This is a genomic window from Corallococcus sp. NCSPR001, assembly GCF_017309135.1.
Lineage (GTDB): Bacteria > Myxococcota > Myxococcia > Myxococcales > Myxococcaceae > Corallococcus.
In genome coordinates this window covers 5,277,057-5,291,740 of sequence record NZ_JAFIMS010000002.1, presented here as the reverse complement: position 1 = coordinate 5,291,740, position 14,684 = coordinate 5,277,057, and the positions used below count along the sequence as shown (strand labels likewise).

Annotated in this window: 9 protein-coding genes; all 9 read left to right on the top strand. The window is 70.7% G+C overall.

Annotated features, from left to right (window positions below):
- Positions 1-24: 24 nt before the first annotated feature.
- The 9 genes from JYJ93_RS23265 to JYJ93_RS23225 all read left to right on the top strand — a co-directional run bounded on the left by JYJ93_RS23265 (position 25) and on the right by JYJ93_RS23225 (position 14,241).
- A complete protein-coding gene (locus JYJ93_RS23265; protein ID WP_171427344.1) occupies positions 25-183 on the top strand; it encodes a hypothetical protein in 159 nt (52 codons plus the stop codon).
- A gap of 48 nt (positions 184-231) precedes the next feature.
- Positions 232-804 carry a MauE/DoxX family redox-associated membrane protein gene (locus JYJ93_RS23260; protein WP_347402702.1) on the top strand — a complete coding sequence of 191 codons (573 nt, stop codon included), beginning with the start codon at positions 232-234 and terminating at the stop codon, positions 802-804.
- Between the two features lie 8 nt (positions 805-812).
- Positions 813-1,334 (top strand): hypothetical protein, encoded by a 522-nt coding sequence (locus JYJ93_RS23255; protein ID WP_206794746.1) that lies wholly within the window; start codon positions 813-815, stop codon positions 1,332-1,334.
- On the top strand, positions 1,331-3,196 hold the full coding sequence (locus tag JYJ93_RS23250; protein WP_206794745.1) for an ABC transporter ATP-binding protein: 1,866 nt from the start codon (positions 1,331-1,333) through the stop codon (positions 3,194-3,196). Before JYJ93_RS23255 ends, JYJ93_RS23250 begins: the two co-directional genes overlap by 4 nt.
- Positions 3,196-3,645 (top strand): S26 family signal peptidase, encoded by a 450-nt coding sequence (locus JYJ93_RS23245; RefSeq protein ID WP_206800425.1) that lies wholly within the window; start codon positions 3,196-3,198, stop codon positions 3,643-3,645. Before JYJ93_RS23250 ends, JYJ93_RS23245 begins: the two co-directional genes overlap by 1 nt.
- A 114-nt stretch (positions 3,646-3,759) precedes the next feature.
- On the top strand, positions 3,760-8,814 hold the full coding sequence (locus JYJ93_RS23240; RefSeq protein ID WP_206794743.1) for a non-ribosomal peptide synthetase: 5,055 nt from the start codon (positions 3,760-3,762) through the stop codon (positions 8,812-8,814).
- Positions 8,811-11,747, top strand: a complete 2,937-nt coding sequence (locus tag JYJ93_RS23235) for a type I polyketide synthase (protein ID WP_206794741.1) — start codon at positions 8,811-8,813, stop codon at positions 11,745-11,747. The genes JYJ93_RS23240 and JYJ93_RS23235 overlap by 4 nt, the downstream gene beginning before the upstream one ends.
- A complete protein-coding gene (locus JYJ93_RS23230; RefSeq protein WP_206794738.1) occupies positions 11,744-12,499 on the top strand; it encodes an alpha/beta fold hydrolase in 756 nt (251 codons plus the stop codon). Before JYJ93_RS23235 ends, JYJ93_RS23230 begins: the two co-directional genes overlap by 4 nt.
- Positions 12,496-14,241, top strand: a complete 1,746-nt coding sequence (locus JYJ93_RS23225; protein WP_206794736.1) for an acyl-CoA dehydrogenase family protein — start codon at positions 12,496-12,498, stop codon at positions 14,239-14,241. Before JYJ93_RS23230 ends, JYJ93_RS23225 begins: the two co-directional genes overlap by 4 nt.
- The last annotated feature ends 443 nt before the right edge of the window (positions 14,242-14,684 follow it).

The window sequence follows — 14,684 nt, the reverse complement described above, 5'->3', positions numbered from 1 at the left end:
ACGCGTCCCGAAAGGACCACACCCATGAAGATCCTCAAGACGCTGAGCGACCGCTTTCTGAAGCTGTTCCTGTCCGAGGCTCCTGCTGGCGCCTGCGTGCCCTCCAACGGCGAGTGCTGCTCCACCAAGGGCAAGGTCCACAACTGTTACGGCACCTGCGTCGCGTCCGTCGGCTGCAAGTGACCTCTGCTTCATGACCGCGGCTGGACGCGCCTTCGTGGCGTCCAGCCGTTGTCCCTGGGACCTCTTCCATTGAGCGCGGTCAATCTGGCGTGTCGTCTGATGCTGTCCCTGGTGTTCGTGGTCGCCGCCTTCGGCAAGGCGCGCGGACGCAAGCCCTTCGAGGACTTCATCCAGACGCTTGGGAACTTCGGCCTTCCGCCCTCCCTGGTGGGCTCGCCGCTCGCGGCCTTCTTGATCCTCGCGGAGGCCGCGTCCGCGGTCCTGCTGCTCTTGAACGTGGCCGCGGGCTATGCGCTGGCGCTGGCGCTCCTGGGGAGCTTCACGCTGGGCATCGCATGGGTGCTGCGCCGGGGCGGCAAGGTGGCCTGCCGGTGCTTTGGCGCCAGCAATACCCCCGTGGGCGCGGCGCACCTGGTGCGCAATGTCCTGCTGCTGGCCGTCACCGCCGTGGGTGCCGTGAGCCACGCGGCGTCGGGCGCGCCCGTGACGGTGGCGATGGGGGCCATCGCGGGGACGGCCGGCGTGCTGGCGGGAATCTTCGTCACGCGTTGGGACGATCTGGTGTTCCTGCTTCGCGGACCGGCGCCCATCGCCGCGTCTTCGCGAGCCCGAAGGAGCTGAGAAAGACGATGGTTGAGATTCTTGTCGTGGGTGGCGCCATCCTGGCCGTGCTGGTGGTGCTCAACCTGTTGCTGACGCTCGCGCTCATCGGCCGGCTGCGGACACTCCAGGAGACGGTGGCCAACCAGGTCCCCACCCGGGATCCGGCCCTGCCCCTGGAAGGCGACAAGGTGGGCAGCTTCGAGGCCACCACGGTGGAGGGCGACTCCGTGACGGATGCCATCCTCGCCGACGGGCAGACCCTGATTGGCTTCTTCACGCCCGGCTGCCGCCCCTGCTCGTCGGTGCGCGAGAAGCTCATCGCGTCGCCGCCCGGAATGCCGATCCTGGCGTTCATCGAGGGGAGCCCCGGGGACCCGGACGTGGTCTCGCTCGGGGCGTCGCTGAAGCAGGTGGCCCGGGTGGCGTACCTGAGTGATGGGGACTCCATCACTCGGGCGGTCAAGCAGGCCGGCTACCCTACCCTCGTGCTCGTCGACAAGGGCGTGGTCACGGCCGCGGGGCACTTCGTGCACGAAGTCCTGCCATGACCGGGCCGCGGAACGCGCGGAGGCTCGTGCGTGAGGTGCTGCGCACGGTGCGCGCGGCCGTGGTGCTCCAGTGGCGCTCGGCTCCGCTGGCGTCGGCCTTCGCTTTCGCGCTCACGCTGTGCACCGGCTCCGTGGCGGCCGTGGGCGGGTGGCTCACCAAGCAACTGCTGGACGAGCTGAGCCGTGGTGCGCTCGCCGACTCGCAGCGGGCGCTCACGCTCGCGGTGGGCGCCGCAGCCGTCGCGGGCGGCGCCATGGCGGTGCTCAACGTCACCGAGTACCTGGCCGGGGTCATCCGCTGGCGCGTCACCATCGAGGTCGAGCGCACCCTCTTCGCGAAGGTGGTGGCGCTGGAGGGCCTGCGCCACTTCGAGGACCCCGCCTTCCACGGCCGGCTCCGGCTCGCGAAGGAGGCCGCCCAGGACGCGCCCCAGCAGCTCGCCGAGTTCGTGCGCGCCATGGTGCGCACGCTGGTGTCGGTGGGGACGCTGAGCGCCGTGGTGCTGATGGTGTCCCCGCCCATGGCGTTGTTGTTGTTGCTGGCCGGAGGCGTGGCGCTGGCGGCGCAGCTCGCGCGCAGCCGGTGGATGGTGGAGCTGACCGCGGCGCTCGTGCCCACGTACCGCTGGAGTGACTTCTACCGGTTGCTGCTGGTGGACGTGCGGGCGGCCAAGGAGAGCCGGCTGTTCAACCTGGGGGATCTGCTGCTGGAGCGGATGGTGTCGTCGCTGCGTAAGGCGTCGACCCAGGAGCTGGCCGTGACGCGCAAGGGGTTGGGCGTGCAGGCGGCGCTGTCGCTGCTCACGGCCGCGGTGGCCTCGGTGGGAGCCTTCATCGTCGCGCGCGGGGCGATCCGGGGGCAGCTCCAGCTCGGGGACGTGGCCCTCTTCCTCGCGGCGGTGTCGGGCATCCAGAGCGCCTTCAACGGGCTGCTCTCGCAGATCGAGTTCGCGAGCCGCAGCATCCAGACGTTCAAGAACTACCTCGACATCATCGAGCTTCCGGTCCGCGCGGCGGGGCCCTCGCGTCCGGTGGCGCCGCTGCGACATGGCATCGAGCTGCGCGACGTCTGGTTTCGCTACGACGCCAACGGCCCATGGGTCTTGCGCGGCGTGAACGTCTTCATTCCGGCGGGTGGATCGGTGGGGCTCGTCGGCGTCAATGGCGCGGGGAAGAGCACCCTGGTGAAGCTGCTGTGCCGCTTCTACGACGTGGAGCGAGGGCAGATCCTCTGGGACGGCGTGGACGTACGGGAGCTGGATGCGCCGGCGCTCTGGGCGCGGATGACGGCGACCTTCCAGGACTTCATGACCTACGACTTCAGCGCGGCGGAGAACATCGGCCTGGGAGACGTGGCCCGGATGAAGGACGGCGCGCGGATCCGAGACGTGGCGCGGCTGGCGGAGATGGACGCCACGCTCGCTTCGCTGCCCGCGGGCTACGACACGCTGCTGAGCCGCGTCTTCGCGGGAGAGGACGACGACGCGCCAGCGGGCGTGTCGCTCTCCGGAGGCCAGTGGCAGCGGGTGGCGCTGGCCCGCTCATTGATGCGCGAGGACGTGGACCTGCTGGTGTTGGACGAGCCCAGCTCCGGGTTGGACGCGGCCGCGGAGTTCCACATCCACCAGACGCTCGAGCGCCACGGCGCGGGCCGAGCGCGGCTGCTCATCTCCCACCGGATGAGCGCGCTACGGAGCGCGGACAGGCTCTATGTCCTCTCCGACGGCCGCGTCATCGAGCAGGGCACGCATGACGAGCTGATGGCCGCGGGTGGCGAGTACGCACGCCTGTTCACCCTTCAGGCCAGCGGCTATCAGGACGAGCGCGTTGCCTCCCGGTCCACATCGCGGGAGGTCGCGTGATGCTCTCGGCGATGGGCGTGGGTGCGGGGCTCCTGGTGGCGGGCGCCGCGCTCACGGCCTGGGCCCGGCGCCGCTGGCTCGTGATCACGGTGCGGGGCAACAGCATGTCGCCCACGCTGCGCGACGGGCAGCAACTCCTCGCGAGGCGCCGGGCGGGAGACGGCGGCTACGCGCGCTCGGACGTCATCGTCTTCATGCAGCCCGCGGAGCGGCTCGCGGTGATGAACGCGGAGGACCCGCCCTATCTCATCAAGCGGGTGGCCGCCGTCGCGGGAGATCCGGTACCGGACTGGGCTTGGCCGAAGATTGGCGCTGACAGCCAGACGCGCGTCCCGCCCGGCAAGGTGGTGGTGTCGGGAGACAACGCCGAGAACACCCAGGACTCGCGGCAGCTCGGCTACATCGACGCCGAGGCCATCATTGGCGTCGTGCGGGTCCCGGGCTCCTGAAACACCCGACGTGTCTCACGGTGTTTCACCGGGTCATGTAAAATCCTGAAAACGGCCCAAATCCGCTAAACGCTTGATTTTCTTCGGACGGGTGCGGCGCCGGTTGGAGGATTCTTGCTGCCCCCCGTCCATCAGCTCGTCGAGCGACGAGCGACCGAACTTTCCTCCCAGATCGCCGTTGCCTCCAGGGCCCGCTCCCTCACCCACGCCGCGCTGAATGCGCACGCGAACCGGGTGGCCCATGCGCTGATCGCCCGGGGCGCCGGACCGGACCTCCTCGTGGGCGTCTGCCTTCCGCGAAGCGTGGAGCTGGTCGCGTCCGTCCTGGGCGTCCTCAAGGCCGGAGCCGCCTGGCTCCCCCTGGACCCATCCTCCCCTCCTGAACGCCTGCGATACATGGCCGTCTCCGCGGGGGCCCGTTTCGTCATCGGCACGGGCCCGTCCGTCGAGCGGCTCGCGGCGGACGGCGTCCAGGTCCTGGCTCCGGAGGCACTGGCGCTCCAGTCGTTCCCGGACGTGAACCCGGGCGTCGCAGTCCAACCGGATCACCTCGCGTATGTGATCCACACCTCGGGGTCCACCGGGCTGCCCAAGGGCGTGATGATCAGCCACCGGGCGCTGTCCGCCTTCACGGAGTACCACCTCGACACGTTCGGCCTGTCGCCCGCGGATCGCATCGGCGTGGTGGCTTCGGTCGGCTTCGACGCCTTCGTCATGACGCTCCTGCCGTCGCTGGCGGCGGGGGCTCGGCTGGAGCTGCCGCCCGACGAGGAGACCCGCCTGTCGCCCCAGCGGCTCCAGGACTGGCTCCTGGCGCGGGACATCACCTGCGTCTTCCTTCCCACGCCGCTGGCCGAACGCGTCCTCCCGCTGTCCTGGCCCGAGTCCTGTGCCCTGCGCCTGATCCTCACCGGCGGCGACCGGCTGCACCTGCACCCCAGGCCCGGGCTGCCGTTCCAGTTCGTGAACGGCTACGGCCCCGCCGAGTGCACCATCTACAGCACGTCCGGTGTCGTCCCTCCTGGCGACGCATCGACCGGGGAGCGGCTGCCGTCCATTGGCCGTCCCATTGGCGGTGTGGAGGTGCATGTCCTCGATCCGGCGCTGCGGCGCGTAGCGGATGGCGAGACCGGGGAGCTGTTCATCGGCGGCCCCGGACTGGCTCGCGGTTACGTGGGCACGCCGGACCTGACCGCGGACCGCTTCATTCCGGATCCTTTCTCCCGCTTCGGCGGCGAACGGCTGTACCGCACGGGCGACCTGGGCCGCCGGTTACCGGATGGAACGCTGGAGTTCCATGGCCGCTCCGACCGGCAGGTGAAGGTCCGAGGCATCCGCATCGAGCCCGCGGAGATCACCGCCGCGCTGCTGACCCATCCGCACGTCGGCGCCGCGCACGTCCTGGCTCGTGGCACCGAGGATCGGGACGTCTTCTTCGTGGCGTGGTTCGCGCCGAAGGACGCTCGGGCCGTTCCAGGGACGGAGCAGCTCCGCGAGCACCTCCGCGCTTGGCTCCCCGAGGCCATGCTCCCCCGGACCTTCGTCGTCGTGGACGCCCTCCCCCTGGGTCCCACCGGCAAGGTCGACGTCCGGGCGCTGCCGATGCCCGATACAACCCGGAGCAGCGCCTACGTCGCGCCTCGCACGGAGCTGGAGCGTGGGCTCGTCCAGGTGTGGCAGGAGGAGCTGCGCCTGGAGCAGGTCGGCATCGAGGACGACTTCTTCGAGCTGGGTGGCCACTCGCTGCTGGCCACACGGATCACCGCACGGGTCGCCGAGGTGCTGGGGCTCCCGCTGTCGCTGACGGAGCTCTTCGCGCACCGCCGGATCTCCCAACTGGCGGCCGTGCTTCGAACTGCTCCCGCGAAGGACGTGTTGCCGCCCGTGGTCCGCGTCGCCGACCCCGAACGGGCCACCCTGTCCGTGCAGCAGGAGCAGGTCTGGTTCCTCCAGAAGCTGTCCCCCGGCAGCATCTCCTACCAGGCGCAGACGACCCTCCGCGTACTGGGCGGCCTGGACCTGGCGGTGCTCGAACGCGCGCTGACGGAGATCACCCGGCGCCATGAGCTGCTGCGGACGACCTACGAAGAAGTAGACGGCCGGCCGTGGCAGCGCGTCCTCCCCGTGACGCCGGTGCGGGTCCCGTTGATCGACCTGTCCGAGCTGCCCCCGGTCGAGCGTGAACAGCGGCGTGAAGAGGCGCTCCGCCAGGAGCTGCGGCGGCCCCTGTCGCTCTTCGAACCGCCGCTCGTGCGCTGGACCGTGGTGCGCCTGGCTCAGGACGATCACGAACTGGTCCTCGTGGAGCATCACGTCGTACACGACGGCGTGTCGTTCTCCGTGCTGATGCGGGAGTTGGACGCGCTCTACAACGCGTATCTGCGTGGAGAGTCCTCGCCGCTCCCGGAGCTCCCCGTGCAGTACCGCGACTTCGCGGCGTGGCAGCGCGAGGCGCTCGACGGCCCGGCCATGAAGACCCAGCTCGACTTCTGGCGGAAGCGGCTGGCCGGTGCTCCGGAGGTGCTGCCGCTGCGCACCGACCATCCGCGTCCCCGCGTGCAGACGTTCAATGGTGACCTGCTTCGCTTGGAGCTGCCGCCCGCCCTGCCCGGCGCCCTGCGCGCGTTCTGCCAGCAGGAGGGCGTGACGCTCTTCAACGCCCTCTTCGCCGCCTTCGCCACGCTGCTGCACCGCTACACCGGCGAGCAGGACCTGTGCATCGGTTCGGCGTTCGCGGCCCGGGCCGGCGTCCGGAACATCGAGAATGTCATCGGGATGTTCGTCAACGCCGTGGTCCTCCGGTGTGACGTCTCCGGCGCGCCGACGTTCCGCGAGCTGGTCCGTCAGGTGCGGGACCTCACCGTGGCGGCGGCCGAGCATCAGACGTATCCGTTCCTCAAGCTGATCGAAGCCCTGGGCGTGAAGCGTGACCCCAGCCGCAACCCGCTCGTGCAGGCCATGTTCAGCTTCCATGACTCCGCGGTGCGGAGCCCCCGGCTGGGGGATGCCTCGTGCACCATCTTCGAGCGGGGCAACGGGTCGTCGAAGGTGGACCTGGACGTCGTCGCCATTCCGCACGCGGGCCGGCACCTGGGCGACCGCGAGCGCGGTGACGCGCGCATCTCGCTCATCTGGGAGTACAACCGGGACCTGTTCGACCGCTCGACCATGGAGCGGATGGCCGCGCACTTCCTCCGGTTGATCGAGGCCGCGGTGGCCAGTCCCGGAGTGCCGGTGTCGCGACTGCCGATGCTTTCGGACGCGGAGCGACAGGTCCTCCTGGCGAATGGCTCCACGAAGCCCCTCAGCGCGGATCCGTCCGTGCATCAGCAGGTCCTGGCGCAGGCCCTGCGGACCCCTGACGCCATTGCCGTGCGCGACGAGGCAGGCACCCTCACCTACGCGGAGCTCGTCCGGCGCGCGACGCTGCTCGCCGAGCATCTTCACGCGCACGGTGCAGGCGCGGAGTCGGTTGTCGGCGTCTGCGCGCCTCGTGGCGTGGAGCTCGTGACGGCCGAGCTGGGCGTGATGCTGTCCGGAGCCGCCTTCCTGCCCCTGGATCCGGAACATCCGGCTGAACGCATCGCGCTCATCCTGGCGGACGCAGGCGTGCGTCATGTTGTTACCACCGGGCCGCTCGCGGAACGGCTCCCTGCCACGGTGGAGCGCGTGCGCATCGAGTCCTTCCATGGCCCTGGTACGCCGCAGGGTGGTCTGCCCACGGAGGATCGGCCCGGACAGCGGGCCTACGTCATGTACACGTCTGGCTCCACGGGCGCCCCCAAGGGCGTGGTGGTGGAGCACGGCGCACTGGCCCACCTCGTCGGGTGGCACCGGCGCGCGTTCAACCTGACGGCGGACAGCCGCACCACGCTGCTCTACTCGCCCGCGTTCGATCCGTCCGTCGCGGAGCTCTGGCCTGCCCTCACCGCGGGTGCCACGTTGCATGTCCCCGGACAGGACGTGCGCCTGTCCCCGGAGCGGCTCCAGGCCTGGCTCCTCTCCGAGCACATCACCTTCACGGACCTGCCCACCGCGCTCGCGGAACGTCTGCTCGCGCTGCCATGGCCGGCGTCGTGTGAGTTGCGCACGGTGCTCGCGGGTGGAGACCGGCTCCACGCGCGTCCCGTGCCCGGACTCCCGTGGCGGATGTTCAATCAGTACGGCCCCACCGAGGCCACCGTGACGGCCACCTCCGGCGAGGTGCTGCCCTCGGGGTCCTTCGAAACTCTGCCTGACATCGGCCGGCCCATCGACGGGACCACGGCCCATGTCCTGGACGCGGAGCTGCAACCTGTCCCCCTGGGCGTCGCGGGAGAGCTGTACATCGGCGGTGCCGGTGTGGCGCGCGGCTATCTGAACCGCCCGGACCTCACCGCCGCGAGCTTCGTCCCCGACCCGTACGCGACACATCCAGGCGCGCGCATGTACCGCACGGGCGACCGGGTCCTGTGCCGTGCGGACGGGACGCTCGAGTTCCTGGGCCGCATGGATGCGCAGCTCAAGATCCGGGGCTTCCGCGTGGAGCCCGCGGAGGTCGCTGTCCGCCTGCGCACGCATCCAGGACTCGCGGAGGCGCACGTCCGGGCGTGGAGCCCTCCCGGTGGCGCGCCCCAACTGGTCGGATATCTGGTGCCCCTGGCGGGACAGGCCGTGCCCACACCTGCGCGGCTGCGCGAGCACCTGTCGCACGAGCTGCCGGCGTACATGATCCCCTCCGCGTACGTGGAGCTGAAGGCGCTGCCGCTCACCCATGGTGGCAAGGTGGATGAACGGGCGCTGCCCGAACCCACGCCCGGAACCCAGGCGCCCCGGGTCCCGCTCGCGAACGAGGCTGAACAGCGGATCGCCGGCATCTGGTGCGAGACGCTGCGCCTGGAGCACGTGGGCGCGGAGGACAACTTCTTCGACCTCGGTGGCCATTCGCTGCTGCTGGCGCAGGTGCAGTACCTGCTGAAGCACCGCATGGGCCATGACGTGCCCATGGTGACGCTGTTCGAGTTCCCCACCGTCCGCGCGCTCGCGGGGCATCTCCAGGGCCGGGACGATGGTGGAGAGGCCGAGGCCGCGCAGGCGCAGCGCCAGGAGCAACGGCGCAGTGGCCGTGCGCGCCTGCTGGGGCGTCAGGGCCGGCTGTCGTCGGACCGCTCGCGGGAGGAAGTGGAATGAGCGCGCCGCTCGACGTGATGGAGGAAGAGGACCGCTCGGCGCACCTCGCGGTGGTGGGCCTGTCGTGCCGGCTTCCCGGTGCGGCCAACGCCGCGGAGTTCTGGTCCAACTTGGCCGGCGGCGTCGAGTCCATCACCTTCTTCGGTCCGGACGGACAGCCCTGCGCCGAGCCTCCCACCGAGCGCGCCGTGGGCGAAGCCGTGCCCGCGTTCGGTCTCGTCACGGATGCGGACCGGTTCGACGCGCAGGCCTTCGGCATGTCGCCGCAGGAAGCGCTGATGCTGGACCCGCAGCACCGGGTGTTCCTTGAGTGCGCGCGGGAGGCGCTGGAGGATGCCGGGTATGATCCGGCCCGGTACCGGGGCGCCATTGGCATCTACGCGGGTGGCAGTGAGACGGACTACCTGTCCGCGCTGCGGGCCCGGAGGGACCTGCTGGCGGGTGCGAGTGACTGGCAGCTCCGGCTGGCCACGGGCGTGGACTTCCTCACCAGCCGCGTGGCCTACAAGCTGGGGCTTCGCGGGCCGGCCGTCACGGTGCAGACCGCGTGCTCCACGTCCCTGGTCGCGATCCACCTGGCCGCGCAGGCGCTGCTCGCGGGGGACTGTGACATCGCGCTCGCGGGCGGCGCGTCGGTACATGTGCCGCCCCGGTTCGGTCACTACAGCGAAGGTGGGCCGCTGTCCCCGGACGGGCGCTGCCGTGCATTCGATGCTCGGGCACAGGGCACGGTGGGCAGCAACGGCGCGGGGATCGTCGTGCTCAAGCGGCTCGCGGATGCGCTGGAGGATGGGGACACCCTCCGCGCCGTCCTCCGAGGCACCGCCGTCAACAACGACGCCGCCGGGAAGATCGGCTTCACCGCGCCGAGTGTAGAGGGCCAGTCCCGCGTCATCGAGACCGCCCTGCATGCCGCGGGCGTGGACCCCGCGAGCATCAGCTACCTGGAGGCGCACGGCACCGGCACGCGGCTGGGAGATCCCATCGAGGTCGCCGCGCTGACGAAGGCCTTCGGTGCCCGCGAGCCCCGGTCCTGTTGGTTGGGTTCGGTGAAGACGAACATCGGCCACACGGACGCGGCGGCGGGTGTGGCGGGCTTCATCAAGACGGTGCTCGCGCTGGAGCACCGGAAGCTGCCACCGAGTCTGAACTTCGAACGGCCCAACCCGGAGATCGACTTCGAGCACGGCCCCTTCCGCGTGAACACGGAGCTGCGGGACTGGAACACCAGCGGTCATCCGAGGCGGGCCGGCGTCAGTTCGCTGGGCATTGGCGGCACCAACGCGCACGCCGTGCTGGAGGAGGCCCCCACCCTGCCCGCCTCCGAGCGTTCGCGCACGCCGCAGTTGATGGTGCTGTCGGCCCACAGGCCCGCTTCACTGGCCCGTGCCGTGGAGCGGCTCGGAGGACACCTGCGCGCGCATCCGGAAGTGGAGCTGGGTGACGTCGCCTGGACGCTCCAGATGGGACGCGGCGCTCACAAGCACCGGGCGTTCGCGGTGGGCCAGGACACCGTGGAGGTCCTTCGCGCCCTGTCGGAGCAGGACGGCTCCGCGCACCACGAGGCCGGCGAGCGCCAGGTGGTGTTCATGTTCCCCGGCCACGGTGGGCAGCACGTGGGCATGGGCCGGGAGCTGTACGGTTCGCAGCCGGCGTTCCGCGAGGCCGTGGACGCGTGCCGTGCGCACCTGACGCCGCTCCTCGGGTTCGACCTGGGGACGGTGCTCCATCCGGATCCCACGGATGCCGCCGCGCTGGAGCAGGCCTCTGTCCGGATGGGCGAGTTCGTCACCGGCCAGCTCTCCGTGTTCATCATCGAGTACGCGGTGGCGCGGCTGTGGAAGCGCTGGGGCGTTCAGCCCTCGGCGGTCGTGGGTCACAGCCTGGGGGCCTATGCCGCGGCCACGGTGGCCGGGGTGTTCCGGCTGGAGGACGCGCTGCGGCTGGTCCTGGAGCGCTCGCGCATCCTCGCGAGCCTGCCCTCCGGCGCCATGCTGGCCGTGCCACTGCCCGAGTCGGAGCTGGCGCCCCTGCTTCACGGAGGACTCGCGTTGGCGGCCGTGAACGGTCCCGCGCAGTGCGCGGTGTCTGGCCCCGCGACGGAGATCGAAGCGCTCCAGGCGCGACTGATGGAGCGCGGTGTGGAGTCGAAGCTGCTGCGCATCCCGGGCGCGGGACATTCGCCGCTCGTCGAGCCGTCCCTGGCCGCGTTCACCGCCTTCGTTCAGCGCGTCGAACGGCGTCCGCCCCAGCTCCCGTGGATCTCCGACCGGACGGGTGTGGCGGTCACCGCGGAGGAGGCCGTGGACCCGGCCTACTGGGCCGCGCACCTCCGCCACACCGTGCGCTTTGGCGACGCGCTCGACACGTTGTTCGCGGGTCCGCCCGCCGTGTTCCTGGAGATCGGACCCGGAAGAACCCTGGCGACGCTGGCGCGCCAGCACCCGGGCTCGGGGCCGCACCTCACGGTGGCCACCCTGCCCCATCCCTCGGACAACACGTCCGATGCGGTCAGCGCGCTCACCGCCGCGGGGCGCCTGTGGAGCGCGGGCGTCGCGATCTCCTGGCAGGGACTTCATGGGGGCGCTCCTCGTCGCCGGGTGCCTCTGCCCACGTATCCATTCGACCGTCAGCGCTACCTCGTCGACGCGCCTGCTTCACCGCCGCCCGAACCTGAGACCACGGCGGTGCCGGAGCTGCCCGAGGACGAAGTCGTGCGCAGGGTCGCCACCGCGTTCGCGGAGGTGCTGGGGCTGCCCCGCGTCGGGCTTCACGACAACTTCTTCGCGCTGGGCGGCGACTCGTTGATGGCGGCGCAGGTCATCGCGCGGTTGCGCCCGCATGTCGCCACGCCCCTCAAGGTGAAGGCCCTCTTCCGCGCGCCCACCGTGGCCCGCCTGACCCGGTTCATCGCGGAGTCGGCCCCGGCATGACGGCGACTTCTCCCTGGCTCGCGTGCCGCATCCGGCGCCCGGAAGCCTCCGTGCGCCTCTTCTGCTTCCCGCACAGCGGCGGCTCCGTGGGTGAGTACGTCCGATGGGCGGACCTGCTCCCGGACATCGAGGTCTGGGGCGTGCAGCTTCCGGGGCGAGGGGCTCGGGCGGAAGAAGCCCCGTTCACCCAACTGGACGCACTGGTGGATGCGCTGGTGCAAGCGGTGGACTTCGGATCCTCCTTCGCGTTCTTCGGTCACAGCCTGGGCGCGGTCGTGGCCTTCGAAACGACCCGCCGCCTGCGCGACCTGGGCCGGGTGCCGCCCACCGCGCTGTTCCTCTCCGCGGCTCCGGCCCCACAGCTCCCGCCACGAGGCATCCCCTCGAGCCACCTGGACGAGGACGGACTCCTCACCGCCCTGGAGCCCACCTACGGCGAGCTGATCCACGAACTGCGCGAGGACGAAGAGCTGCGCGAGCTCATTCTCCCCGGCCTGCGAGCGGACCTACGGCTCGTGGAGTCCCACCGGCACCAGGAGCGAGCCCTCCTCGCCTGCGTGATGACCGTCACGGGCGGCATCCAGGACGACCTGACCCGCGCCGAGTTGGAGCCGTGGAGCCTCCACACCTCCGGGCCCTTCGCGCTCCAGTTGCTGCCCGGTGGGCACTTCTACCTTCGCGACCCAGAACCGAAGTCCACCCTCCTGCGCCTCATCGCGGAGACCCTCTCCAGAAGGACGCCAACCCCATGAGCCACGAGCCACTGCACCCCGCCACCCGCAGCCGCGAGGGCTTTCTGGGCCAGCTCTTCGCGGGGAGGCTCCGCTGGGATCTCGTCCGCGCGTTCCCCGAACAGGACGCCGAGGAACGCCGTCAAGGTGACGCCGTCATCGCGGAGGTCGAGCAGTTCCTCCAGGAGCACGTGGACCCGGACGAGATTGAGCGCACGGGCCGCATTCCACCGGAGCTGCGCGAGGCCCTGCGCTCACGCGGCTACTACAAGCTCCAGGTGGAGCGGGAACTGGGAGGCCGGGGCCTCTCCATGCTGAACACGTTCCGCGTCATCGAGGCCGTGATGAGCGTGTGCCTGCCGGTGGGCTACACGCTGGCCATCCACAGCGGCCTGGGCGCGGGAGCCATCATCGAGGCCGTGCAGGACGGTCCCCTCAAGGACTACGTCCGAGGCCGCGTCGCCGACGGAGTCATCTCCGGCTGGGCCGACACGGAGCCCATTGGAGCCTCCGTGCGGCGCGCGTCCACCACGGCCGTGCCCACGGAGGACGGAGCGGCGTATGTCCTCAACGGGGAGAAGGTGTTCATCGGCAACGGCTCCATCGCGGATCTGCTGAACGTCACCGCGACGCTCCAGGAGGACGGCCGTGAGCAGATCAGCCTCTTCTTCGTGGAGACCTCCAGCTCCGGCTTCCACGTCCGGGCCGAGCACAGCCTGATGGGCCTGCGAGGCCTGCCCATCGCCGCGCTGGGCTTCGACAACGTGCGGGTGCCGAAGGAGCGGATGCTCGCGATGTCGCAGGAGCACTGGCGGAACACGCCATTGCTGGAGCCGCTCAGCGCCCTGGGCCGCATGTACATCATCGTGGCCGCGTCGCTGGCGCTCTCCAAGAAGTGCCTCCAGTGGTCGCGCGGGTTCCTTCATCGGCGGCTCGCCCAGGGGCGCAGGCTCGGGGACTTCGACGAGATCCAGCGTCAGGTGTCCGCCACGGCGGCGGAGGTCTTCGCCATGGAGAGCGTGGCCCGCTGGAGCCTCACGGGCGTGACGGCGGACACCCTGCCCCTGCGCTGGTTCGAACAGGTGGCGGCCAAGAACATCGCGTCCCTGACGTGCGCGCGGATCACCGACCGGACGATGTCGCTGCTCGCCGCCGAAGGCTACGAGACGTCCGAGAGCAAGGCCGCCCGGGGTGCCACGCCGGTCCCGATGGAGCGCACGTTGCGAGATGCCCGGGCCTTCCGGGTCGCGGGAGGCGTGGACTTCCTGGTGGACCACAAGGCCGCGAGGGAGGGCCTCTTCTCACTCTATTACCCGATGGCCTCTCACGCGGCGGAGCTGGAGTCGCCCCCGGCCCCGCTCCCCGAGGAGGAGCACCTGTCCCCTCGCAACCGCGAGCATCTCCAGCACACGGCTCGGGAGGTGCATCGGCTCGCGAAGCGAAGCTTGGACCTGTCGCGCCGCCATCCGGACGCGGGGGCCCTGCACGCGAAGCAGCGGACGCTCATCCTGATGAACCAGCTCTGCAACGAGCTGTTCACGATGTCCGTCACGCTGGCCCACGCGTCGGCCCTGGCTTCACGCGGCCAACCCCAGGCCGACGCATTGGCGGACGTCTACTGCACCGCCGCGCGCTACCGCCTGGAGGACCTCTGGCGCCAGGCCGACGCCGAAGCGGAGCCGGACTTCGCGGGCGTGAGCGAACGCTGGCTGACGGGGAACACCCTCGACTTCCTGCTGAGCGACGTCCTCATCCGAAAGTGAGCCCCATGGCGCGCTGCGCAAACAGCCGCCATGACGCAAACCCGCCCGCCAGGAGCACCGTGCGCCAAAACCTGTCCGACTGTCGGACAGGTTCGCGATGCCCGCGGCCCGGGGGCGCGCTCGTCCCGCCGGAAGATGGAAAACCTGTCCGACAGTCGGACAGGTTCGCTGCGCCCGTGGCCCAGGGCAGCGCCAGCCCAGCGGACAGTGAGACCCTGTCGGACAGGTTCGCGCCTCCCGAACCCGGGGCTGCGCCGGTCCGGCGGACACTGAAAACCTGTCGGACAGTCGGACAGGTTCCTGTCGCCCGGGGGCCGAGGTCGCGGGCCCGGCAGGCGAAAAACCTGTCCGACAGTCGGACAGGTTCGCGGAGCTCGCGGCCCGGGGGCGCGCTGGCCCGGCACGTGACGCGGACGGTCGGCCTGGCGACTGGGGCCGTAGTC

Bases quoted from the DNA above. Each gene is read 5' to 3' on its own strand.
- JYJ93_RS23235 (WP_206794741.1), top strand. From the start codon at position 8,811: ATGAGCGCGCCGCTCGACGTGATGGAGGAAGAGGACCGCTCGGCGCAC.
- JYJ93_RS23225 (WP_206794736.1), top strand. From the start codon at position 12,496: ATGAGCCACGAGCCACTGCACCCCGCCACCCGCAGCCGCGAGGGCTTT.
- JYJ93_RS23255 (WP_206794746.1), top strand. From the start codon at position 813: ATGGTTGAGATTCTTGTCGTGGGTGGCGCCATCCTGGCCGTGCTGGTG.
- JYJ93_RS23245 (WP_206800425.1), top strand. From the start codon at position 3,196: ATGCTCTCGGCGATGGGCGTGGGTGCGGGGCTCCTGGTGGCGGGCGCC.
- JYJ93_RS23230 (WP_206794738.1), top strand. From the start codon at position 11,744: ATGACGGCGACTTCTCCCTGGCTCGCGTGCCGCATCCGGCGCCCGGAA.
- JYJ93_RS23250 (WP_206794745.1), top strand. From the start codon at position 1,331: ATGACCGGGCCGCGGAACGCGCGGAGGCTCGTGCGTGAGGTGCTGCGC.
- JYJ93_RS23265 (WP_171427344.1), top strand. From the start codon at position 25: ATGAAGATCCTCAAGACGCTGAGCGACCGCTTTCTGAAGCTGTTCCTG.